This is a genomic window from Pseudarthrobacter quantipunctorum (assembly GCF_045291495.1).
In the GTDB taxonomy this organism is placed as follows: domain Bacteria; phylum Actinomycetota; class Actinomycetes; order Actinomycetales; family Micrococcaceae; genus Arthrobacter; species Arthrobacter quantipunctorum.
The window spans coordinates 1,743,155-1,763,734 of sequence record NZ_CP148033.1; the positions used below are offsets into that span (position 1 = coordinate 1,743,155).

The window sequence follows — 20,580 nt, forward strand, 5'->3', positions numbered from 1 at the left end:
GGACGTTGGCCTCTGGATGCGGCAGGGGAGTGCCGCACAGACTGGGGTGATGCAAGCCCACCTGCGTTGGAGCGTTGTGCTCATATCCGCTGCGGCGATCGCCGCTTACGCCCGGTTTGTGCGTCCCTGGCAGCTCCACTGGGGTGCGACGCCGGAAGAAGTCTCGCGAGCTTTGCCCGGAGATGACCTCGTGCTGAGGCCAACGTTCAACGCCACGCGGGCCATCACGGTCGGCGCGCCACCGGAGCAGATCTGGCCGTGGCTGGTCCAGGCCGGACTTACCCGGGCCGGTTGGTACAGCTACGACCTCCTCGACAACCTGGGCCGTCCAAGCGCGCGCCGCATCATTCCCGAACTTCAGAAGCTCGCCGTGGGCGACATCGTGCCGATGAGTCCCGACGGCAAGCACGGCATGCCAGTCCAGGTCATCGAAGCTCCAAGGTCCATGGTCTGGGGTACGCCCGGTGACACCACCTGGACATGGCAGCTTGATCCCATTTCGGACGGCTCAACGCGGTTGATCAGCCGGGTGCGTTCACGGTACCGGTGGCTCTCGCCCAGCATCGCTTTCTCCCTCTTGCTTGAGTTCGGCGACTTCTGGATGATGCGCAAAATGCTGCTGAACCTGCGCAGCCGGGCTGAATCAATCGGCTCTGGATCATGAGGTACACCAGGTCTAGATTAGTGCTTGGCTTATGCAGCGGGCCCGCCACAGCGAAACGAGGAGGGGACCATGAGCCCCACGCCAAAACAACCGATCACAGATGACAGCATCCAAGTCCGGCAGGTCAACCATTACCAGTTCAGCTGGGTGGCCGGAGACGCAGGAAAGCCTGGTACGTGGACCCTTCAGCTGGTCCTCGACCAAGGGGCCTGGGAAGAAGTGCTCACTCTGGACGCCGAAGATGCCGAGGTTCTCCATGGCCTCCTGAAACGGTCAGACACCGTCTACTACGATGTGCGGCGGCGGACCCTGATGTTTGGAACCACACAAGCTGGGCAGTGATGAGCCGAGCGCTTGTTGCCCTGCCGGTGGGATTCGAACGGTTCCACCGGCGGGACTTCATCAACTACCAACTCAACCGCGCACATGCCCTGGGCTTTGCCGACCGGGATGAGCTGTTCGGTGCCGCCACACACATACGGGGGATGGATGACTGTGCCGCCGTGTTCGAGGACTTGTCCAACCGGGCCGCAGCCGAGGACCGGCACCGGCAGGCGGCGGGTTACGCGAGGATCGCGGAGTTCTTCACCCCGCCAAGGTCAGCGGAGAAAACGGACCGCTACCGCCGCTACCGTCAGCTCCTCGACACCGCATTCGCCGGCGCCGGCCTGACACGCCACAACATCCCCTACGGCGGGGCGTCGCTGCCGGCCTATGCGCTTCCGGCGTCCGGCCCACCAAACGGCGGCACGGTGCTGCTGCGCGGCGGGTTCGACTCCCTGATCGAGGAATTCTTCCCCATCTGCCAGCGGATTGCGGCCGCCGGATTCCACGTGATTGCCTTCGAAGGGCTGGGCCAAGGCGGTGCCCGGGTACTGAACGGGCTCACCTTCGACCACGACTGGGAAAAGCCGGTGGGGGCGGTTTTGGACCACTTCCGGCTCGGCCAGGCTGCCCTGGTGGGCATCTCGATGGGCGGGTACTGGGCATTGCGTGCCGCAGGACGCGAGCCTCGGATCCAGCGTGTGGTGGCCTGGCCGCCGGTATATGACTGGCTTTACAGGGTGCCGAGCGTGGCGCGCGGCCCGATCCGTGCCATGGTGCGGCACCGCGGCTTCATGCGGTGGAGCGTACGCACCCGTGCCCGGCTGGTTCCCACCCTCCGTGCAGTGGTGGACCAGGTGCTGTACATGCTGGACAGCGACGATCCGGCGGACGTCGCCGAGTGGTTCCTGGGAATGAACAAGGAGCACTTGGGCAGCGGCCGGGTGAGCCAGGACGTGCTGCTGATGTGCGGCGAACATGACGCCTTCCAGCCGCCGGCGCTGGCCCGGGCGCAGGCAAAGGCGCTGGTGGCTGCCCGAAGCGTCACCACGCGCACCTTCACCCGGGCCGAGCACGCCGACCAGCACTGCCAGATGGGAAACCTCGAGCTCGCCTGCGGGGTTCTGACCACCTGGCTGCAGGCCGTTGACACGAGCTCGACCGAAACGTCCCCAGCCTGAGGACAGGTGGTCCTGAGCGCCGGGACCACCTCCCCGTTTCAGCGTCCGACGACGTCGAGCGCCACGAGGTGCGCGCCCCCACCTTCCGCGAAGACCGCCAGGGCCGTGCTTGCCTCTACAGGGAACACAAGGTCCGTGATGGTGGCGAGCCCGTCCTGGGCGAAGACCTCCACGGAGCAGCGGTCCAGATGGATCCCCAGGCGGAGGCGGCCATCCTGCAGCGGCACCGCGACGGCTTCAACGGAAGGGAAAGCCGCATGGAAATCTGCCTGTCCCGACTCCCGCCGGTCCAGGCGAAGGATGCAGTCCGCAACGTCGTAGCTGATGACGGTGCGTTCGGCTCCGCCGGCCCGGACCAGTAGCCCCACACTGTTTGCTGTGCCCGGCTCGAATTCGACGTCAATACGGGCCACAGCGGCCGCAACCGGCAGCTCCTGGACGCCAGGTGCCAGGGCCTGCGGACCCAGACTGAAGCTCGGGGAGTCCTGTCCGGCAAACGGGTCAATGGCCGTTTGCCGAAGCACCACTTTCCCGTCAATCCGTGCCAGCGAGACCTCCCGCGGCAGCGACATCGCACTGCGCCAGCTGCCGGTGGGAATGGAGCCGGCGTAGTCCCAGTTGTTCATCCAGCCGATCATGATCCGCCGGCCGTCAGCGATCCCGCTGAAAGAGACCGCAGCGTAGTAGTCGCGGCCCCAGTCCAGCCAGCCATACTCCCGCATGAGACTGCCGTCCTGTTGGAGGCCCTCGGTGACGGTGGATTCGGAACGGAACTCCACGCCGTCGAACGCTCCCAGGAAGTACTGCCCCGCCGAGCCGCCGGCGATGCCGCCAGGGTTGATGTTCACAATAAGGACCCACCGGCTGTCCGCCGGATTCCCGTCCACGGGCAGCTCGAACAGGTCCGGGCACTCCCAGACCCCGCCGGTGGCGTTGGCAGGTCCGAACGTGCTGAGGTGCTCCCAGTTCTTAAGGTCCGCCGACTTGTACAGGACCACCTGGCGCTCCACCGCCTCAACGGCGACCATGACCCAGTAACTGCCGGCACCGCCATCGTACCAAAAAACCTTCGGGTCCCGGAAGTCAGCGGACGCGCGGTCCAGGACGGGATTGCCGGAGTACTTGGTCCAGGTGGTGCCCTCGTCGAGGCTGTAGGCCAGCGACTGCGCCTGGCGGCCGGCCAGCGGCGAGGCGCCACTGTAGGCGCTGGTGTAAATGGCCACCAGCGGAGGAGTGCCGGCAGAGCCCAGCCCGCTGGTGTTGTGCTCGTCAAACACGGCCGACCCGGAAAAGATTGCCTCACGCTCGTCGCACGGGATGGCCACCGGCTGCTCTTCCCAACGGAGCAGGTCCCGGGAGGTGGCATGGCCCCAGGACATGTTGCCCCACTCCGGGCCGAACGGGTTGTGCTGGTAGAAGAGGTGGTAGGTGCCGTTCAGGTACACCAGCCCGTTGGGATCGTTCAGCCAGTTCCGTTCGGAGGTGAAGTGCCACTCGGGCCGGAACGGGTCCGCCGCGGGACCGGCGGGGCCGGCGGGACCGGCGCTCCCTGTGGTGGAAGCGGACGGCGCCCCCGCCGCCGTCGTCAATACATTCATGCTCAGCCCTTCACGCCGCTGGAGGCGATGCTGTTGACGAAGGAACGCTGGAAGGCGATGAAGAGCACCACCACCGGAACCGTGATGAGCGACGCGTACGCCATGACCTCGCCCCATGAGACGTTCAGCTGGAAGAAATACTGGATGCCGATCATCACCGGGCGCAGCTCTTCCGACTGGACCACCATCAGCGGCCAGAGGTAGGAGTTCCAGGCCGGCAGGAACGTCAGGATCGCCACGGTGGCGGTGGCCGGACCGGACAGCGGCATGACCACCTGGCGGTAGATCTTGAACCAGCCAGCGCCGTCGATCCGCGCGGCCTCGTCCAGTTCCTTGGGAATGGACTCGAAGTACTGGTGGAACAGGTAGATCGAGAAGGCGTTGGCGATGAACGGGATGATCTGGACCTGGTAGGTGTCCAGCCAGCCCTTGGAGAATTCAAGGCTGAAGCCGTTCAGCTCGAAGTAGGGGAGCTGGTTGACCCACCACACCAGCGGCAGGGCCAGGGTCTGGAAGGGAACAATCAGCGTGGCCAGGATCGCTGTGAACACAATCTTCTTGCCGCGGACCTGCATACGGGACAGGGCGAAGGCGCAAAGGCTGTTGACGAAGATGCCCAGGATGACCGTGACGGCGGAGACGCCCACGGAGTTGAGCAGGAAGCGTGCGGCCGGGACGCGGTCGAACACGGCTGCGTAGTTGTCGAAGGAAATGTTGCCCACCGGCAGGAACGCGGCCAGGGAGGACATGTCGCCGAAGATCTGCTGGTCCGGCTTCAGCGAGGACACCAGCATAAAGACGATGGGGAACGCGGCGACGACGGCGAAGAGGATGCGCACCAGCATGGTGCCCGCGTCTTTCAGGAACAATTGGTTTTTCATGTCAGTCTTTCTCCCGCGTGAGGTGGCGCTGCACCGCGGAGACGATCAGCACAAGGACGAAGAACACCAGCGAGATCGCGGAGGCGTAGGAGGTTTCCTGCTGCCGGTAGCCGGACTGGACAGCCTCGTAAATGATGGTGGTGGTCGAGTCCATCGGGCCGCCCTGGGTCATCACGCTGATCTGGTCGAAGAGGCCCAGGGCCTGGATGGTGATGGTCACCAGGACCAGGCTGCGGGTGTGGAACAGTCCGGGCCAGGTGACGTAGCGGAACTGCTGCCAGCGGCTGGTGCCGTCCAGCTGCGAGGCCTCGTACAGTTCGCCGGAGATGCCCTGGAGCCCGGCCAGCCAGATGATCATGTGGAAGCCGGCCGCCTGCCAGATGGACAGGATGATGATGGCCGGCATTGCCGTGTTCGGGTCGCCGAGCCAGTCCGGGCCGTCGATCAGGCCGAAGCTGACCGCGGAGAGGATCTCGTTGATCAGGCCGTCCTTGCGGTACATGAACAGCCACAGCAGCGACACCACCACCATGGAGGTGACCACGGGCAGGAAGTACACGGTGCGGAAGAAATTGACGCCACGGAACTTCTTGTTGATCAACAGCGCCATCACCAGGGCCAGGCCGGACTGCACCGGCACAATCACCACCGTGAAGTAGGCGACGTTGAGCAGGGCCCGGTAGAACGTGGGGTCCGAGAAGAGGCGGGCGAAGTTGTCCACGCCCACGAACTCGACCGGACGGGGCGAGATGAGCCGTGCGTTGGTGAAGGCCAGGCCGAAGCCGAGGATGGCCGGGATGAAGATGAAGGCCAGCAGCAGCACTGCCGCCGGGGCGATCATGCCCCACCCGCTCAGCTGCTCGCGGCGGAAGCCGGGGCGGCTGTGGGCCTTGGGGGCCTTGCCTTTCGCGTTCGACGGCGGCAGGGCAGTTTCAGGGGTGGCTGGACTTGGGCGTGTGGGAAGGGAAGCAGTTGCCATGGGGGTCTCCGTAGGTCGGGCTGCCGGATGGCTGCGGCGCGTTGCGGCGCCGCAGCCATCCGGCGTGCTCCGGCTAGTTCTTGTAGCCGCCGTTGGACTTGATGTTGGCGTCGATCGCCTTCACGGCGCTGTCCAGCGTGGACTTGGGGTCGGCCCCGTTCAGGATGTCCTGGGTGGCCTTGCCGAATTCGGTGGCGATGAAGGGGTAGGCGGGTGTTTCAGGACGCATGACGGCGTATTCCCGGGAGAAGTCCATGAAGATCCGGTTGGCACCGCCCTCGGCAAAGCTGGGAATCAAGGCGGCAGCCTCTTCGCTGGCCGGGATGGCGCCGGTGGCTTTGGCCACCGCGGCGATGTTTTCCGGCTTCAGCGAGTACGTCAGGTAGTCCATGGCAGCGCCGGTATCGGTGCAGCCGCTGGTGACGCCCCACTGCCAGGATGCGCCGCCGATCTTCGGGCCCTGGCCGAGGTCAACCGGCGGCATGACCACCAGGTCATCGCCGAGGGCCTCCTTGGCCTTGTCCGCAGCCCATGAGCCGGTGTACACGATGCCGCTCTTGTTGTTCAGGAAGTCCTGGGTGGAATCCTTGCCGCTCTTCTTGGCCATGAAACCTTCGTCGGCAAGCCCGCGGAACCAGTTGGCCCACTGCACTGCTTCGTCACCGTTCAGTTCACCCTCGGCACTCTGGAAGCCGTCGCGGTTAACCAGGTCGCCGCCGAAAGACTGCAGGAAGGGGGAGTAGGCGTAGGGGAGCCATTCACCGGTGCCGGCCGTGCCGAGGTCCAGCGGGTGCTCCCACTTGCCCAGGGCCTTGAGCTTGGTGAGGGCGTCCTGGAACTCTTCCTTGGTCCAGGGCTGTTCAACCGTGGCAACCCGGACACCCGCCGCCTCCAGGTCTGAAGCGCGGGCCATCATGGCCAGGGCGACGTCGTAGTAGCCCACGGCGTAGGGCTTTCCATCCCATTCAGCCACTGTGCTGGGCAGGTGCTTGGACAGGTCCGTGCCCAGTTCGAGGGGCTCCAGGTACCCGGCCCACGCCCAGTTGGGCACGTTCGGGCCGTCGATGTCCACAATGCAGGGGAGGTTGCCGGCGGCGGCCGCGGAGACCACGGAGTCGTTGTAGGAGTCCTGGGGGAAGGCCTGGACCTTGATCTTCACTTTGTCCTGGCTGCTGTTGTAGGAATCGACGATTCCCTGCACCGCGGCCAGCTCCTCCGGATTCCCGGCGTTGTGGGTCCACAGGGCAATTTCGCCGGATCCTTCCGTGGAAGAGGAGGCGCTGCCTTTGCCGCAGCCGGCGAGGGTGGCGGTGAGGGCGGCAGCGGCTATGCTGGTCGCCAGGATCCTGGTGAGCTTCTTGTTCATGGGTCGGTCTTTCTGCTTGGACAGGGTGGAGGGATTGATTGGGTCCTGCAGGGAACGCGGCCGCTGCAACGGCTGCGTTCCCGTTTTTGTGGGGGAGGTGGAGTGTGGCCAGGCCTGTAGCTGGGCCGGCTGCCGGTCAGCCCTTGGGCGGAGCGACGGACTGCCGCTCAACCAGAGGGCAGGGGATTTTTTCGTGGGTCCGGGGCGCTTCGGGGTTTTCGAGTTCGTTGAGGAGCTTCAGGACAGCCCACCGGCCCATCTCGTAGTGGGGGAGTGCCATGGTGGACAGGCCCGGCCAGAGCCCATCGGCGATGAGTTCAAGGTTGTCCACGCCGACCACGGAAATATCGTCCGGGACGCGAAGGCCGAGGTGGCCGGCGGCCTGGTACGCGCCCATGGCCATCTGGTCGTTGAAGCAGAACAGCGCGGTGGGACGCTCCGTCCTTGACAGCAGGTCCAGCGCCGCTTCCCGCCCGCCCGCTGTGCTGGGATGGCCCGCAACCAGGAACTCCGCGGGCAGCCGGAGCCCGTGGCGGTCCAGGCCTGCCCGGAAGCCTGCGAGCCGCCCGTGGGCGGCCGGAATATCGTCCTCGTTGTTGATCATGGCGATCCTGCGGTGCCCCGCCGCGACCAGCAGCTCGGCGGCGGAGTCGCCGGCGCCGAACTCGTCCGGCACCACGGAGGACAGCCCGGGGTTGTCCGAGGTGGCATCCAGCACGATGGTGGGCACTGCCCGGAGCTCCTCCGGGACGGATACCTGCTGGTTGAACATGCGCGCGAAGATGATGCCGTCCACCTGGTGCTGCTGCAGTGCCCGGATCTCCTGGCGCTCGAGTTCGTTGTCCAGGCCGGAGTTGACCACCATCAGCAGGTGCCCGTGTTCGGAGGCGGCGTCCTGCGCCCCCTGGATCATGGCACCGGCAAAAGGGGTGGTGGTGATTTCGTCGCTGACAAGGCCAAGGATCTGGGAGCGCTGGTTGCGCAGCCCGCTTGCCAGCCGGTTCGGGGCGTAGCCGAGATCGCCGGCCACGGCCTTGATATGCTCCACGGTCCGGGCGTTGACCCGGGAGCTGTGCGCTTCACTCAGGGCGTGCGACACAGTGGTCACGGAGACGCCTGCGGCTTTCGCCACGTCCCGGATGTTTACCTTTGTCGCCATTGACTTCGTTCCTTTGCAAAACGTTTTGTATGTTGCTTGCATCACTATATGCAAAACGTTTTGCAGCCGTCAAGCTTTGGGGCGGATTCCGCTGCCGGTTACTTCGCGCAGACGGGGACTAAAGGCCTATTTCCCCGGGGTAAGCCAGCCCGCCTCTTCCCGGAAAACTCCCCTTGACAGGCGTGGAACAGGGGACTCTCATCAAAGAAGGACGTGGATCAGAGAGGGGGTGGCGGCCGTGCCGGCCATCCAAACTACTTCCGCAAAGCAGTCACGGCTCCGGGCCGGAGCCGCCCTGATGGCACTCGCCGGGCTGGCCTTCGTGGGGTACGCCGCAGTCTTCCTGGCACTCAACTTCTCGGGCGCCTTCCTGGAGCTGGGCATCGGCCCCGAACAGGTGGACAAGGGCAGGGCGGAGGTCCAGGCGTTCAGCCCCCAGCTGTCCCACTACATCAGCCACCTGCACATTGCGCTCAGCGGCTTCATCGCTGCCACCGGGCTGGCTATCGCAGCGTTGTCCTGGTTCGGGGTGCGGCGGGGGGAACGGTGGGCCTTCGCCGCAACCGTCACCGTCACGGCCGTCAGCCTCGCGGTGTCCCTCCCGGCGCACTACCCGTGGGGCCTGGCAACACTGGGACACCTCGGCCCGGTCTACCTTGCCGTCCTCATATTCCTGGCGGGGGCCGCCACGGCCTACAGCGGAATGCGGGACATGACGGCTAAAGCAGTTGAACGCCGCTGACAGACGGTCTTTGTGCCCTGCGCAGGGACGTACCTGGCGTGCAACACTTTGCGGATGAGCAGCCCACGCAAGTTGGTTCCCCTGGAGGCGTATCACCGTGACCCGGGCAGGGCCCTGCACCCGGACAGCCCGTGGGTCAGGGTGGTCCGGCCGCTGGTAGGCGGGTTCGTGCTCGCTGCCCTCGTGCAGAAGACCTACGATGCAACCCTGCCGGGCAACGACGTCGACATCTTTCAGCTGTATTCGGAATTCACCGTCCAGGCGAACCTCGGCCTCGGGCTCCTGCTGATCGCATCGGCGGCGTGGCCGGCGGCCAGGCTTCCGCGTTGGTGGGACCACCTCTTCGGCGCGTTTGTCCTGTACCTGGTGATGACGGGACTCATCTACATTGTCCTCGTGGCGCCCCCGGGTGAACCCTGGTGGAGCTGGGACCTGTACTGGCCGCAGATGGCCCACCACCGCCTGGCTCCGCTGTATGTTCTCCTCGATTGGCTCCTGGTCACGAGGACGGTGCGCGGTCCTTGGTGGCGGCCCCTGGCGTGGCTTGCCTACCCGGTGGCCTTCCTCATTTTTTCCTGGGTGCGGGGTTCCGTGGACGGCTGGTACGTCTACGACTTCCTGGATCCCACGCTTGAGGGCGGCTGGCGTGCTGCCCTGGCGTCCGTAGCACGGGTCCTGGTTGCCTTCCTGGTGATCGCGTCCCTGGTTCATCTTGCCGGCAACGCGCGCGCCGCTCTCGCCCGTGGACGCCTGCGGCGCGAACGCCCGGCAACCTAACCCCGGGGCTCCTGCCGGTGAACCGGCGGTCCTTCAAGAATCCTCCGCGCATCGTCCTGGGCTTGGAGGGCAAGGTCGCTGACCACCTGGCCCCTCAGGTGGCCGGAGGCGGAAATGATGTGCCGGAGCTCAGACACGGTGCGCGGCGGGCCGGCACTGCAGTGTGCCAGGGAGTGGCAGTTGGGGCACAGCGGCACGAGGTCGGCAACAGGATCCAGCTGGTACCCGCTCCCAAGCAGCTCCGGCGGCACCACGTGGTGTACATCAATCGACCCGGAGCCGGCGTCGCCATAAAAGGCCTCGAAGGAAAACCCGCAGGCAGCGCAGGAGGTGCCATGGAACGCCAGGCACACCCGGCGGGCGTCAGGGTTCCGCTCATAGCGGTTCACGTCGAGCGTGCTGACAGTCTCCGGCGGGCAGGTCCCCGAAACAACATGCGGAAAACCGGTCGCCGCAGGCCCGAGGTCCCGCCACAAACGGCGAAGGCCCGGCTCCGCATGGCCAGGAACGGCAACGCCTGGGCGGTTCATCGCCGCACCCCAGGGAATCCCGGGGGCTGCTGCGCGGAGGGCATCCTGGCGAACCTGCTCACCGAGGGGGAGCAGCGCGTCGAACAGGATGCTGACGTGCCACTCTGCGGGGCTGTCTCCGGGCAGCGTCTGGTACGGCTCGGACATGGCCACCCCATGGCCGATCAGCCCGGTGCCGGCGTCGCTGCTTCCCTGGACGAACAGCCAGGCTTCAGTTCCTGCGGTGACGTTGAGTGGCTGGTCACCGCTCCAGCGCTGCAGATACCTTCCGGACTCCGCCAGGAGGTCGACGGCGGCACGGTAGTCCCAGCGTGCGGGTCCGGTGGGGTTCCATCCAAGAATTACTGCAGCCACTACTCACCCAATCCAGCACAGACGTGCGTTGGCCTTAACAGCCTGCAGAACGGAACCTAGATGGGTTCCTTGGCCAGCGCCTTGGTCCTGGCGGGGGTTTCGCGGCCGAGCCGCTGGTCGAGCGTGACGCGCAGCCTGGCAGCAGCCACCTGGACCCGATGCTCGGCGGGGGTGGCTTTCTTCGGGGCCGGCTTGGCGGCGGCGCTCCGCGGAGTATGGACGAACCGGTGTTCAGACGATGCCGCGCTCATGGTCCAACCTCCTTGGTATTGTCTTCACCCGTGGTTCCATTCTCGCCTAAGTTGCCACCGGCGTCCACGAACGCCGTCTCCTGGTCCGCCCCGGTGCCCTGCCCGTCGTCGTCCGCGTTCTCATCGCCCCACACGCTCTTCCAGGCTATGTCGAACAACTCAAGCTCTTCGTTGCGGGCCAGTTCGCTGCGCGCCAGGACCTCCAGGGTTGCCAGTCCCAGGGCCTTTGTCCCTTCGTCCTGGTCCAGTGCCCGGTCCAGGGCCCACTGCGTCCGGCGCCACCATTCCGCGCGGCTGTCCGCCTCGGTTTTTTGCAGCAGGGCATGGGCGTCCGCTTCCCGCTTCTGCTCCAGCGCAGTGGCATCGGCAGCAGTGCGCTGCTTGAGCGTTCGCCAGTTGATGTAGAACGCCAGCAGGGCAGCGATGAGGACGGCCAGGGGACCGAGCCCGGCAAGGATGACCCACCAGTCAGCCGGTCCGGAATGGACGACGACGTCGAGCGGGCTTGGGGAGGGGGCAGCGGTCACTGGACCAGCATAGGCCTCAGTCTGGCTGCCAGCCGGGGACGCCCGCGCCGTGCCCATCAGGAAGCGCACGTCAGGAAGCGCCCGTCAGGCGGTGATGACGACCTTCAGTGCGTTGGTCTCGGCGGCCCGGGCGAAGGTGTCGTACGCGTCCATGAACTGCTCAAAGCGGAAATGGTGGGTGGCGAACTTTTCTGCGGGCAGCTTATTCTGCGCAACGAGTTTCAGGAGCATCGGCGTGGTGTTGGCGTTAACCAGTCCCATGCTGATGTTGATGTTCTGGATCCAGAGGTTCTCCAGGTGCAGTTCCACCGGTTTGCCGTGCACGCCAACGTTGGCAACCGTGCCACCGGGCCGGACGATCTCGGTGCACATGCCAAAGGTAGCCGGAATGCCCACGGCCTCAATGGCAACGTCCACGCCCTGCCCGTCCGTCCGGGACAGCACCTGCTCCTTCCAGTCGGAATCACCGGACAGCACAACGTGGGTGGCCCCGAACGCGCGGGATTGCTCCAGGCGGTTCCGGTCAAGGTCTATGGCGATGATGGTGGCCGCCCCGTAGAGCCCCGCCGTTGCAATCGCAGCCAGTCCCACCGGGCCGGCTCCCACCACCGCCACCGTGTCCCCGGGCTTGACGCGGCCGTACTGGACGCCGATTTCGAAGCCGGTGGGGAGGATGTCCGAGAGCATGACCGCCTGTTCGTCGGTGACTCCCTCCGGGAGGAGGTGAAGGGAGTTCTCCGCGTAGGGGACACGGACATACTCGGCCTGGGTGCCGTCGATGAGGTGGCCGAAGACCCAGCCGATTCCCGATGCGCCTTCGTCCCCCAGGCAATGGGAATAGAGCCCGGTCTTGCAGTTGGCGCAGTGGCCGCAGGATTTGATGCAGGAAATGATGACCCTGTCGCCTGGTTTCAGGGTGGTCACGGAGGACCCCACTTCCGTGATGGTTCCCACGCCCTCGTGGCCCAGGATCCGTCCCTCCTGCACTGCCGGCACATCGCCTTTGAGGATGTGCAGGTCCGTTCCGCAGATGGTGGTGGTGTCCACCTTGACGATCGCATCGCTGGGATTGATGATCGACGGGTCCGGCACCTCGGTCCAGGATTTCTTCCCGGGCCCGCCGTAGACAATGGCTTTCATGGCTGCTCCTTGCTGGTGGCCCGATCCGGTTGTTCCTGGATGCTGCGTCAACCTCAAGGATGGAGGAGGGGCCCAGGATCGGTAAGGGTCCTAGGTCCCGGGGCCGGGATTGTGCCGCCCGCGGGTGTCAGCCTTCCTGCAGTTTCTCGGCGAGCATCACAAGGATCCCGCTGGGACCGCGGAGGTACGTGAGCTTATAGGCGTCGCCGTAGGTCGCCACACCGCGTAGAGGATGGCATCCGTGCTTCGCCGCTATCTCAAGGGCTGTGTCCAGGTTGTCCACCGAGAAGGCCACGCGGTGCATGCCGATGTCGTTGGGGCGGGTTGGGCCCGTCTCGTTCGCTTCCGGGTGGATGTACTCGAAGAGCTCAAGTTGACCATGGCCGTCCGGGGTCTGGAGCATCGCAATCCTGGCGTGGTTGCCATCCAGTCCAACGGCAGTATCCGTCCATTCGCCGCTGACCGTATCGCGGCCGACGACCGTGAGCCCGAGGTCGGTAAAGAAGGCGATGGTTGCTTCGAGGTCCCGAACGGCGATACCGACGTTCTCGAATTTGATGGCCATGCGTTGAAGCTACCAAGGCGGAACCATTAGCTCCAGTGGCCTTATTGTTCTCCCCTGATACGGGCGGCCGTGCCGCGGCGGGAGATGAGGACCGGACCGCGGGCATGGTGCAGCACAGCGTGGGCTGTGGAACCTATTGTCTCCCGGAGGAACCCCTGGCCCTTGGTTCCCACAACCAGGATCCGTGCACCTTCCGAGGCCCTGAGGATGGCATGGGCCACCGATGTGTCAGTGAGCACCTTTCCCTCGACGGGAACCGCTGGGGCCAGGGTGCGGGCACGGCCCAGGGCAGAACTGAGGACCTCCCCGGCGGCAGCGTCGGCGTCGGGCATTTCCCGGTGCCCGTATCCCGGCGGCGTGTGGCGGACATGGACGAGGGTGAGGCCCGTCTCCCAGGCCGAGGCGAGTTCACAGGCGTCTTCCAGCGCGGTGGGGGACCCCAGTCCGTCCACCGCGACGACGACGGGCCCGCCAGGGTGAAGATCAGGCCTGATCACGGCTACCGGACATGCTGCGGTGGCCGCCAGTTCCAGGCTCACGGATCCCACCAGCAGGCCCAGGAACCCGCCCAAACCCCGGCTGCCGACGACGATCATCTCCTCGCCGGAAGAAATTTCGGCGAGGTACGACGCCGGCAGTCCGTGCAGCAGGGTGCCTTCAACCTTCAGCCCGGGTGCCGCCGCTTGGGCACGGCTGATGCCCTCCTCAAGAATTTCCTGCGCTGCCCGCTCCAGCCCGCTGTCCGCAACTCCCGGAACCGGGCCCAGGTTCCTGGTCAGCAGCGGCCAGATGGAGCAGTGCACCACAAGTAGGGGGCGGCTGCGCAGGCGCGCCTGTTCCGCCGCCCACTGGATGGCCGCTGCAGCTTCAGCCGAACCGTCATAGCCGGCAACGATAGATTTCGAATCCTGCATAGCTCCTGCGCTCCTGGTCGGGGGACCTTCGGCCCTGTGGTGGTTTCTCCTGAGGCTCCATGATGATGGCGGGGGTTCCTGTGTAACCGCTGATCCAAGCAGAGCACCACACAGCAGCGGGAAGCAACACGTGCTGAGGATTGAGGAGCACCGCATGGCTGCGTGGCAGGAAAACATCACGCCGGGCCGGTTCGAGGGCCAGGCCGCGCGCAGGGGAGCAGCCGGGTGGCGCAGATAAACACAGCAGTGCACAGGCTTGTGGGCGTGCTGCTGGTCCTGGCAGCGCTGCTGCCGGGCGGAGCAGCCGTTGCCTTCGCTGATCCGCCGGTTTCTGTATGGGTGGAGGACACTGCCGGCGTCCTGGACCGGAACAAGCTGGTTCCGGCCCTGGAGGGCATTGACTTCTACGCGCCCACGCGGGTTGCCGTCTACACCTACAACGGCAGCGCCGAGGATAACCTCAATGAAGAGGTCCTGAGGTATGCCCGGAGCGAGCACCCGGAATGGATCAGCGCCGACGGGCAGAAGTGGGCCGACGGGCTCTTCATCTTCGCCCTTGATCCGGTGGGCCGCCACGTTGGAACGTACATGGGCGAGGACCGCAAAGTGTCCCTGGAGCAGCGGAACGACATCCAGGACGCGGCCAAGGATCTCCTCCGTGACGCGCAGTGGACGGACGGAACCATCGCCGGGGTACGCCGCGCCGCCGGGCTCATCAACCAGCCGTGGTACCGGTCCGCCGCTTTCCTGGTCACGGCCTGGGTGACGGCAGGAACAGCGGCACTGGGCGCCGCCGCCTGGCTCATCGTGCGGGCCGTGACCAGGTCCTCCAGCCGGAAGGAGATCGAGCGCGGTGACCAAAGCTACGCCAACGTCAGCATGGACCTTGAGGTGACAGAACTGAACGCGGGCACCATTCCGGAATCGTCGCGGTACGGAGGCCACGTCCTGGAGAAGCACCGCACTTTCCTGAACCGGTACAACACCGCCAGCCAGCTCTCAAACAGGGTGCATGCGCTGTCCAGCCGGGACCTGGGCCGCCGCAGGCACCTGAAGCTCGCCCGGGAGTACGCGGATGCGGCATCCGAGCTCGACGCGCTGGACGATGTCATCGCCGACACCAACGCCCTCCTCAACAAGGCCGGCACGTGGCCTACCGCGTGGGACCGTCAGCTCGCCCCCTTCCGCAAGGACCTCGCGGGCCTGGAGCAACTCCTCACCAAGCGCCACGGGCAGGGGGATTCGGCAACGGCGGCGGCGCTGCGGTCCTTCCGCGACCAGAGCCTGCGTGAAATCGAACGGTGGACGGCGGAGCTCGCCGAGGAAAAAATCAGTCCGGAAAAGGCGCTCGACCGCCTCTACGATGCCCGGTCCAGGCTCGCCGTGCTCCTGGAAAACCATGCCCAGACAGTCATTGGGGGATTCGCGAAGAACGAACGCGAAGCGCAGCTGATGCGCAAGGAGATGGAGGCAGCCCAGGACGGACTCAACCACAAGCGCCGGCGCAGCTACGAGCCCAGCATCCTGGGCACCGTATACCCGTCCTACCATTTCTTTTCCGTGGCCACCTTCAATTCCGGGCTGAACACGGGAGTCAGCAGCGTCAGTTCCGCCCGGGGCGGAGGCGGCAGCACCACCGGATATGGAAGCAGCGGCGGGAGCTTCTCCGGTTCCGGCAGCTCATCCAGTTTCTAAATCCCGGCCCGGCGGCAGGAGTGGCGGGCAGGGCCGGTCAAACTGCAACTACAGCGCCCGGCTGAGGCTCCGGCGCAGCAGGAATGACCCCAGCGCCAGCAGCGCCAGTGCCATGGCGGCCAGGACGCCTAGCTGCGGAAGGATGTCCACCAGGGTGCCGTCATGCCGCTGGATCTCCGCAAAAGCGTCATACGCCCAGCGGTGCGGCGTCGCCCGGGACACTGCCTGCAGCGCCTCGGAGAAGAATTCCGCCGGCACCATGGAACCGCCCAACCCTGCCAGCACCAAGCCCAGGCCCACCCCCACACCGGCCGCGGCGGCGTCGTTATCCATCAGCGCGCCAACCACCATTGCTGCCGCGGCCGAGACTGCGCAGAAGAATGCCAGAACCAACCCCGCCAGCAGGGGATCCCCCCAGTCGACGCCGAACAGCAGCGCCGTTCCAGCCATGATGTACCCGCCCTGGACCGCCGCGATGCCGAACCGGCCCAGCGCCTGGCCCGCGAGCGCCTGCCAGCTTGAAACGGGCGCCGCCATGACGCGGGCTATGACCCCCAGCCGCCGGGCCTTGATCAGGGTGGCGGCACCGGTGAGGGAACTCAGGAAGACGAACAGGAGAAGCTGCTGGGTGGCCCCAAGGTCGAACCGGCCCAGTCCCTGGAAGACCTGCGTGACGTCGTTGGTGTCCACCAGCTCCACCCGGGGCTGTTGCACCGATTCCTTCGCCTGCTTCAGCGCCGCAGCCGCCTCCGGCGAGCCCACTCCTGCTGATTCGAGCAGGGACTGTTGCCGCCGTTCCGTGCTGACGGCCTGGATGGAGGCGCGCACCTCCTGGAGCACAGCCTGCGCGGCTGACTGCGAAGCTGTCACCACTTCGATGTCCGCCGGCCGGCCGGCTGCGAAGGCCGCGGCGTCGTCGTCGCTGATGAAGATCCCGACGTCGGTCCTTCCGCGGCTCAGCTGGTCCCGTGCTGATGCGGCTCCGGCTGGGGACACCTCAAGGCCGTCCTCTTCCAGCTGCCCGGACAGGGCTTCCGCAAGCTCCGTCCCCGGCGCGCCGGACAGTGCCACGCGTGGCTGGGCGCTGTTGGCGCCGAACTGCGAGCCCAGCAGCAGGATCAGCAGGAGGGGGAAAACAAAAACAAAGAAAATGTTGGACCTGTCCCGCAGGAAGAGCCGGACCTCCACCACGGCTATTCCGAGGATGCTCCTCATGCCCGGACACCCCTGTCCGGAAGCAGCCGGGACGCCAGGGTGGCCACGGCGGCGAAGCCCAGCATGATGGCGAGGGGGGTGGCGATGTCCGGCACTCCGCCTCCTCCCGCGGTGATGCCCAGGCCGCGAATGAAGGCCGCGATGGGGTTGAGGTCCATGAGCGTGGCCAGGAAGCCCGAGGCTTCGACGGGGAAGAACGCGCCGCCGGCGATTCCCAGGAGCATGGCAACGATGGACTGGGCAATGTTGGCCTGTTCGGCGCTGCGGACAAGGCGGGCCACGATGAACGTCAGGCTCGTGCCGGCCGCGGCCACAGCCAGGACCAGGAGCGCCACCACCGCCGGTGAGCCGAACGAGACGCCGAACAGCACACTGCCCGCAGTGAGCAGGACGGTTGTTGCCGCCACGCCGAGGATGAATCCCACCAGGGCTTTGGCCGAGATGATTGTCCCGGCGGCCACCGGGGTTGACTGCAGCCTGGCGAGCGTGCCCTCCTCCCGCTCGGCCAGCAGCCCCAGTACCCCGAACCCGACCGTGAAGAGCAGGAAGAGCCCGGTCTGGCCTGCCACGAGCGTTCCCTTGAGTGAGAGCTGCTCAGCCGACGCCTGGCCTTCTGACAAAGTCAGGGCGGGCGTGCCTGCTGCGGCCTGCTGTGCAAGCCCGCCGAGGACCCCGTGGGGGAGTCCGGCGATTTCCCCGGCCGTGGCTGTCACGGTGCCCGCCGAGAACTGCTGCAGGAGCCCGTCCACCACGGAGACCAGGACACCGGTTTCCAGGCCCGCCGCATCCCCTTCGATGATCTGGACCGAGAACGCCCGTCCGGTGGACAGGGCCGTCGTGAAGTCCGCCGGCAGGATAATGCCCAGGTCGGCCCCCGTGTCCTTTGTTTCCTGCCTGACGTCTCCGGCCGCGGCCCGTCGGACGGTCACGTCCATGGTGGGCAGCGAGTCCACCGCTTCCAGTAGTGCGCTGCCAAGCGGCCCGCTGTCTTCCGAGTTTGCAATGACGACGGCGGGCTTCAGGGTGGCGCTCCCGCTGTCGAAGCCGCCGAATGACAGATTCAGGACTCCCATGAGTGCCAAGGGAACAAGGAGGGAGAAGATCAGGACGGACTTGTCGCGGATACGCTGCCGGAGGTCGTTGGCGACCATTGTCCAGAGTCCGCGCACGTCAGTCCCGCAGTGCTTTGCCGGTCAGGTGCAGGAAGACGGATTCAAGGTCCGGCCGGACGATCTCCACGGACGTCAGCGCCATGCCGGCTCCGCCCGCCTCAGCGACAATGGGGGCGAGAAGGCCGGGGCCGTTGTGCACCGTCAGCGTCAAACCCGCCGCACCGCCGTCGACGTGCTGCACCCCTGCAAGCCGCCGCAGTGCCGTGGCAGCGGCACCGGTATTTCCGCTGCCGTGCAGGTCGATGCGGTCAACTCCGCCGGTCAGCTCCACCAGTTCGCTCCTGGTGCCCTCTGCCTGGATCCGTCCTTCGTCGATGATGGCGATCCGGTCGCACAGCCGTTCCGCTTCTTCCATGTAATGGGTGGTGTAGAGGACGGCCATCCCCTCCGTTGCGAGCCCTTCAACCGATTCCAGAATGGAGTTCCGGGACTGGGGGTCCACCCCCACGGTTGGTTCATCCAGGATCAGCAGGGTTGGCCGGTGCAGCAGCCCGATGCCGATATTGAGCCGGCGTTTCATCCCGCCGGAGAACTTCTTGGTCTGCTCGCCCGCCCGGTCCGCAAGACCGATGAGGTCCAGGACCTCCCCGGTCCGGCGCTTCAGCTCCTGGCCGTGAAGGCCCTGGAGCCGGCCGAAGAACCGAAGGTTTTCCTTCGCCGTCAGGTCCGGGTAGATGGCAAGTTCCTGCGGGACCAGGCCAATGTGCCCCTTGACCCGCGTACTCCCCGGCGTCATCGCCGAGCCTGCCAGCTCGATGGAACCCGAGGCTGCCGGAATCAGCCCGGCCACCATGGAAATGATGGTGGTCTTGCCCGCGCCGTTGGGGCCCAGCAGCCCGTACGTTTCACCGGCCCCGATGTGGAAGGAGACGTCGTCGACGACGGTGTGGGCGCCATAGCGCTTGACCAGGCCTTTGACGCCCAGGACCTGGGCACGGTGCGTCTGGACGTCAGCCGTCACGGGCTCCACGGACTTCTACGCGGCACCGAGCGACTTTTCCTTGTTTGGCATGAAAGGTCGGACCTGGTGCGGGCGCCTGGAAGCCCTGGCCTTCGCCGGGCCGGGCGCAGGAGCGAGGTCACGGATCAAGCCCGTGCCGGCGCACTCGCGGACATCCTTGATGGCGGCGGCAGCCTGGTCCTTGTCCCGGTACTGTCCGGACACCGCCAGCACGGTTCCATCCGGCGCAACAAGCCTGAACCTGATCCGCGAATCCTCATCGGCAAACAGCTCGAACGTTCCCGCCATAAATGTGCTCTCCTCGATGGTTGTGCATCCGGCCTCCGTCCACCGTGCCAGAGGACGGGCCAATCCATTAGGGGCCAAGGTCCCGTTATGGGTGTCTGCCCGGGCCTACCGTGCCGGCGGGCCAGGGGGACAACGGCGGGAGCTAGTTGTACCCATTCAGTCCGCCTGGGCAGGCCCTGGTCCGCTGCCCGTTTTTACGTCGGCTGCTATGCGGTCCGTCCAGGCGTCGATGGCATCCCAATCACGGAGGTCACCTGCCGGCAATGCGTCCTTGGCCGCCGGAGCGAGCCGGACCAGGCGCTCGCCGATGCCGATGGGAGGAGACTCCGGGTTCCACGACCCGAAAAACACTTCTTCACCCCTGGGCTGGAGCAGCGCCTGCAGTTCCGCGAATTCCTTGGGCCGCGCACTGTGCAGGACATCCCCGCCGTCTTGATCCACAACGTCGTTTCCGAGCGGGCCGCTGCTGAAGAGCCAGACTTTCCGGGCCTGCAGCTCCCACTGGTGCCGCTTGGCGAATGATGTGGCGTCCTTCAACCAATGCCCCATGTAGGCGGCGCCGCCAAGCACCACGGCGTCGTACAAGCCCACGTCGTCCACGTCTGCTACCGGGTGGGCCTCGGCCGGGATACCGTCCGCGGCAAGGCGGGAGGCGATGCGTTCGGCGATGCCGGCCGTCGCACCATGGCGGGTTGCATAGGCAACGAGGATTCTTACAGGATCTCCTGGGGTCAGGGCATTCACACGAAGGGCCAGATGACCCGCGTCTGCCACTTTTCGGGGTCGGGCTCCGTTTCGGGGTCGCTCAGGTAGTACTCCCACATGATGTCCGCCGGTGTGAGGCCTTCCGCCTGCATCTGCCCGAGGACCGCGTTGTACGTGTTTTCCAGGGTGTCGTAAGGGCCGATGTGCAGGGCTTCGAGGGCATCAGTTTCCGGCAGGGTTCCGGCGGCCACTCCATCAGCATCCCTGAAGCTGCCGGCCATGGGAAAGCCGGCTTCCACGTCAACGGTCTCACCGGGGATGCCGCGGTACAGCGCAAAGGGAGGCCCGGCAGGGGCCGCGCCCTGCTTCTGCGCTTCTGCCATCACGGTCCCGAAGGCCCGACCAAAGAACTCCGTCAGCGCGTCCATCCGGACCCGTTCACGGACGACGGCGACCGGCTGCTTAGCGAGATGGACTTTCCTGGGGTGCGGGCCGGAGTCACTCATGGCTCCAGCCTGCGCCTGCCGGCACCGGGCCTGACAGGGCCTTAGGACTCTAAACCGTGCCGTCCCGCAGGCCGGTTCGGACGGCG

At 66.1% G+C, this 20,580-nt stretch carries 23 protein-coding genes; 6 read left to right on the forward strand and 17 right to left on the reverse strand.

Annotation, left to right across the window (positions count from 1 at the left end):
* Positions 1 to 49 precede the first annotated feature (49 nt).
* The 3 genes from WHH00_RS08035 to WHH00_RS08045 all read left to right on the forward strand — a co-directional run bounded on the left by WHH00_RS08035 (position 50) and on the right by WHH00_RS08045 (position 2,169).
* Positions 50 to 664 carry a hypothetical protein gene (locus WHH00_RS08035; RefSeq protein WP_406637912.1) on the forward strand — a complete coding sequence of 205 codons (615 nt, stop codon included), beginning with the start codon at positions 50 to 52 and terminating at the stop codon, positions 662 to 664.
* A gap of 69 nt (positions 665 to 733) precedes the next feature.
* Entirely contained in the window at positions 734 to 1,006 is a 273-nt protein-coding gene (locus WHH00_RS08040; protein ID WP_066276524.1) for a hypothetical protein, read from the forward strand.
* Positions 1,006 to 2,169: an alpha/beta hydrolase family protein gene (locus tag WHH00_RS08045; RefSeq protein WP_406637914.1), complete on the forward strand. Its 1,164-nt coding sequence runs from the start codon at positions 1,006 to 1,008 to the stop codon at positions 2,167 to 2,169. Before WHH00_RS08040 ends, WHH00_RS08045 begins: the two co-directional genes overlap by 1 nt.
* A 38-nt stretch (positions 2,170 to 2,207) precedes the next feature.
* Here WHH00_RS08045 and WHH00_RS08050 read toward each other — a convergent pair whose 3' ends face one another.
* The 5 genes from WHH00_RS08050 to WHH00_RS08070 all read right to left on the reverse strand — a co-directional run bounded on the left by WHH00_RS08050 (position 2,208) and on the right by WHH00_RS08070 (position 8,152).
* On the reverse strand, positions 2,208 to 3,767 hold the full coding sequence (locus tag WHH00_RS08050; protein ID WP_406637916.1) for a glycoside hydrolase family 32 protein: 1,560 nt from the start codon (positions 3,765 to 3,767) through the stop codon (positions 2,208 to 2,210).
* A gap of 2 nt (positions 3,768 to 3,769) precedes the next feature.
* Complete coding sequence (locus tag WHH00_RS08055; RefSeq protein ID WP_066276517.1) at positions 3,770 to 4,648, reverse strand: carbohydrate ABC transporter permease; 879 nt, start codon at positions 4,646 to 4,648, stop codon at positions 3,770 to 3,772.
* A 1-nt stretch (position 4,649) separates the two neighbouring features.
* Positions 4,650 to 5,627 (reverse strand): carbohydrate ABC transporter permease, encoded by a 978-nt coding sequence (locus tag WHH00_RS08060; protein WP_231454063.1) that lies wholly within the window; start codon positions 5,625 to 5,627, stop codon positions 4,650 to 4,652.
* A 73-nt stretch (positions 5,628 to 5,700) separates the two neighbouring features.
* Positions 5,701 to 6,993 (reverse strand): ABC transporter substrate-binding protein, encoded by a 1,293-nt coding sequence (locus tag WHH00_RS08065; RefSeq protein ID WP_406637918.1) that lies wholly within the window; start codon positions 6,991 to 6,993, stop codon positions 5,701 to 5,703.
* A gap of 136 nt (positions 6,994 to 7,129) precedes the next feature.
* A complete protein-coding gene (locus WHH00_RS08070) occupies positions 7,130 to 8,152 on the reverse strand; it encodes a LacI family DNA-binding transcriptional regulator (protein ID WP_231454061.1) in 1,023 nt (340 codons plus the stop codon).
* 238 nt (positions 8,153 to 8,390) lie between these two features.
* Between WHH00_RS08070 and WHH00_RS08075 the strand changes: the two genes are divergently transcribed.
* Both WHH00_RS08075 and WHH00_RS08080 read left to right on the forward strand, forming a co-directional pair.
* Positions 8,391 to 8,894 (forward strand): hypothetical protein, encoded by a 504-nt coding sequence (locus tag WHH00_RS08075; RefSeq protein ID WP_406637921.1) that lies wholly within the window; start codon positions 8,391 to 8,393, stop codon positions 8,892 to 8,894.
* A 54-nt stretch (positions 8,895 to 8,948) separates the two neighbouring features.
* Positions 8,949 to 9,671: a Pr6Pr family membrane protein gene (locus WHH00_RS08080; RefSeq protein ID WP_406637923.1), complete on the forward strand. Its 723-nt coding sequence runs from the start codon at positions 8,949 to 8,951 to the stop codon at positions 9,669 to 9,671.
* Here the strand turns inward: WHH00_RS08080 and WHH00_RS08085 are convergent.
* The 6 genes from WHH00_RS08085 to WHH00_RS08110 form a co-directional block, all read right to left on the reverse strand.
* On the reverse strand, positions 9,668 to 10,555 hold the full coding sequence (locus WHH00_RS08085) for a restriction endonuclease (RefSeq protein ID WP_406637925.1): 888 nt from the start codon (positions 10,553 to 10,555) through the stop codon (positions 9,668 to 9,670). The two genes, WHH00_RS08080 and WHH00_RS08085, sit on opposite strands and share 4 nt — an antisense overlap.
* 56 nt (positions 10,556 to 10,611) lie before the next feature.
* Positions 10,612 to 10,806: a hypothetical protein gene (locus WHH00_RS08090; protein ID WP_188729425.1), complete on the reverse strand. Its 195-nt coding sequence runs from the start codon at positions 10,804 to 10,806 to the stop codon at positions 10,612 to 10,614.
* Positions 10,803 to 11,333, reverse strand: coding sequence for a hypothetical protein (locus tag WHH00_RS08095; RefSeq protein ID WP_231454057.1), 531 nt, complete (start codon positions 11,331 to 11,333; stop codon positions 10,803 to 10,805). The genes WHH00_RS08090 and WHH00_RS08095 overlap by 4 nt, the downstream gene beginning before the upstream one ends.
* A gap of 84 nt (positions 11,334 to 11,417) precedes the next feature.
* Positions 11,418 to 12,473: a zinc-dependent alcohol dehydrogenase family protein gene (locus WHH00_RS08100; RefSeq protein ID WP_406637927.1), complete on the reverse strand. Its 1,056-nt coding sequence runs from the start codon at positions 12,471 to 12,473 to the stop codon at positions 11,418 to 11,420.
* Positions 12,474 to 12,600: 127 nt separating this feature from the next.
* Positions 12,601 to 13,038: a VOC family protein gene (locus tag WHH00_RS08105; RefSeq protein ID WP_406637929.1), complete on the reverse strand. Its 438-nt coding sequence runs from the start codon at positions 13,036 to 13,038 to the stop codon at positions 12,601 to 12,603.
* 41 nt (positions 13,039 to 13,079) lie between these two features.
* Positions 13,080 to 13,952 (reverse strand): universal stress protein, encoded by an 873-nt coding sequence (locus WHH00_RS08110; protein WP_406637931.1) that lies wholly within the window; start codon positions 13,950 to 13,952, stop codon positions 13,080 to 13,082.
* Positions 13,953 to 14,177: 225 nt separating this feature from the next.
* Between WHH00_RS08110 and WHH00_RS08115 the strand changes: the two genes are divergently transcribed.
* Positions 14,178 to 15,647 (forward strand): DUF5129 domain-containing protein, encoded by a 1,470-nt coding sequence (locus WHH00_RS08115; RefSeq protein ID WP_406637933.1) that lies wholly within the window; start codon positions 14,178 to 14,180, stop codon positions 15,645 to 15,647.
* A 48-nt stretch (positions 15,648 to 15,695) separates the two neighbouring features.
* Here WHH00_RS08115 and WHH00_RS08120 read toward each other — a convergent pair whose 3' ends face one another.
* The 6 genes from WHH00_RS08120 to WHH00_RS08145 all read right to left on the reverse strand — a co-directional run bounded on the left by WHH00_RS08120 (position 15,696) and on the right by WHH00_RS08145 (position 20,494).
* The gene (locus WHH00_RS08120) at positions 15,696 to 16,862 is read right to left on the reverse strand and encodes an ABC transporter permease (RefSeq protein WP_406637935.1); all 1,167 of its coding nucleotides are present in this window, start codon (positions 16,860 to 16,862) and stop codon (positions 15,696 to 15,698) included.
* Positions 16,859 to 18,013: an ABC transporter permease gene (locus WHH00_RS08125; protein ID WP_406637937.1), complete on the reverse strand. Its 1,155-nt coding sequence runs from the start codon at positions 18,011 to 18,013 to the stop codon at positions 16,859 to 16,861. The genes WHH00_RS08120 and WHH00_RS08125 overlap by 4 nt, the downstream gene beginning before the upstream one ends.
* Before the next feature lie 19 nt (positions 18,014 to 18,032).
* Positions 18,033 to 18,995 carry an ABC transporter ATP-binding protein gene (locus tag WHH00_RS08130; RefSeq protein WP_406637939.1) on the reverse strand — a complete coding sequence of 321 codons (963 nt, stop codon included), beginning with the start codon at positions 18,993 to 18,995 and terminating at the stop codon, positions 18,033 to 18,035.
* 15 nt (positions 18,996 to 19,010) lie between these two features.
* Positions 19,011 to 19,283, reverse strand: coding sequence for a YegP family protein (locus WHH00_RS08135; RefSeq protein WP_406637941.1), 273 nt, complete (start codon positions 19,281 to 19,283; stop codon positions 19,011 to 19,013).
* A 156-nt stretch (positions 19,284 to 19,439) separates the two neighbouring features.
* Positions 19,440 to 20,027, reverse strand: coding sequence for a flavodoxin domain-containing protein (locus WHH00_RS08140; protein ID WP_406637943.1), 588 nt, complete (start codon positions 20,025 to 20,027; stop codon positions 19,440 to 19,442).
* Positions 20,024 to 20,494 (reverse strand): GyrI-like domain-containing protein, encoded by a 471-nt coding sequence (locus WHH00_RS08145; protein ID WP_406637945.1) that lies wholly within the window; start codon positions 20,492 to 20,494, stop codon positions 20,024 to 20,026. The genes WHH00_RS08140 and WHH00_RS08145 overlap by 4 nt, the downstream gene beginning before the upstream one ends.
* Positions 20,495 to 20,580: the final 86 nt, after the last annotated feature.

Bases quoted from the DNA above. Each gene is read 5' to 3' on its own strand.
- WHH00_RS08035 (WP_406637912.1), top strand. From the start codon at position 50: ATGCAAGCCCACCTGCGTTGGAGCGTTGTGCTCATATCCGCTGCGGCG.
- WHH00_RS08040 (WP_066276524.1), top strand. From the start codon at position 734: ATGAGCCCCACGCCAAAACAACCGATCACAGATGACAGCATCCAAGTC.
- WHH00_RS08045 (WP_406637914.1), top strand. From the start codon at position 1,006: ATGAGCCGAGCGCTTGTTGCCCTGCCGGTGGGATTCGAACGGTTCCAC.
- WHH00_RS08050 (WP_406637916.1), bottom strand. From the start codon at position 3,767: ATGAATGTATTGACGACGGCGGCGGGGGCGCCGTCCGCTTCCACCACA.
- WHH00_RS08055 (WP_066276517.1), bottom strand. From the start codon at position 4,648: ATGAAAAACCAATTGTTCCTGAAAGACGCGGGCACCATGCTGGTGCGC.
- WHH00_RS08060 (WP_231454063.1), bottom strand. From the start codon at position 5,627: ATGGCAACTGCTTCCCTTCCCACACGCCCAAGTCCAGCCACCCCTGAA.
- WHH00_RS08065 (WP_406637918.1), bottom strand. From the start codon at position 6,993: ATGAACAAGAAGCTCACCAGGATCCTGGCGACCAGCATAGCCGCTGCC.
- WHH00_RS08070 (WP_231454061.1), bottom strand. From the start codon at position 8,152: ATGGCGACAAAGGTAAACATCCGGGACGTGGCGAAAGCCGCAGGCGTC.
- WHH00_RS08080 (WP_406637923.1), top strand. From the start codon at position 8,949: ATGAGCAGCCCACGCAAGTTGGTTCCCCTGGAGGCGTATCACCGTGAC.
- WHH00_RS08090 (WP_188729425.1), bottom strand. From the start codon at position 10,806: ATGAGCGCGGCATCGTCTGAACACCGGTTCGTCCATACTCCGCGGAGC.
- WHH00_RS08100 (WP_406637927.1), bottom strand. From the start codon at position 12,473: ATGAAAGCCATTGTCTACGGCGGGCCCGGGAAGAAATCCTGGACCGAG.
- WHH00_RS08105 (WP_406637929.1), bottom strand. From the start codon at position 13,038: ATGGCCATCAAATTCGAGAACGTCGGTATCGCCGTTCGGGACCTCGAA.
- WHH00_RS08110 (WP_406637931.1), bottom strand. From the start codon at position 13,952: ATGCAGGATTCGAAATCTATCGTTGCCGGCTATGACGGTTCGGCTGAA.
- WHH00_RS08120 (WP_406637935.1), bottom strand. From the start codon at position 16,862: ATGAGGAGCATCCTCGGAATAGCCGTGGTGGAGGTCCGGCTCTTCCTG.
- WHH00_RS08125 (WP_406637937.1), bottom strand. From the start codon at position 18,013: ATGGTCGCCAACGACCTCCGGCAGCGTATCCGCGACAAGTCCGTCCTG.
- WHH00_RS08135 (WP_406637941.1), bottom strand. From the start codon at position 19,283: ATGGCGGGAACGTTCGAGCTGTTTGCCGATGAGGATTCGCGGATCAGG.
- WHH00_RS08145 (WP_406637945.1), bottom strand. From the start codon at position 20,494: ATGAGTGACTCCGGCCCGCACCCCAGGAAAGTCCATCTCGCTAAGCAG.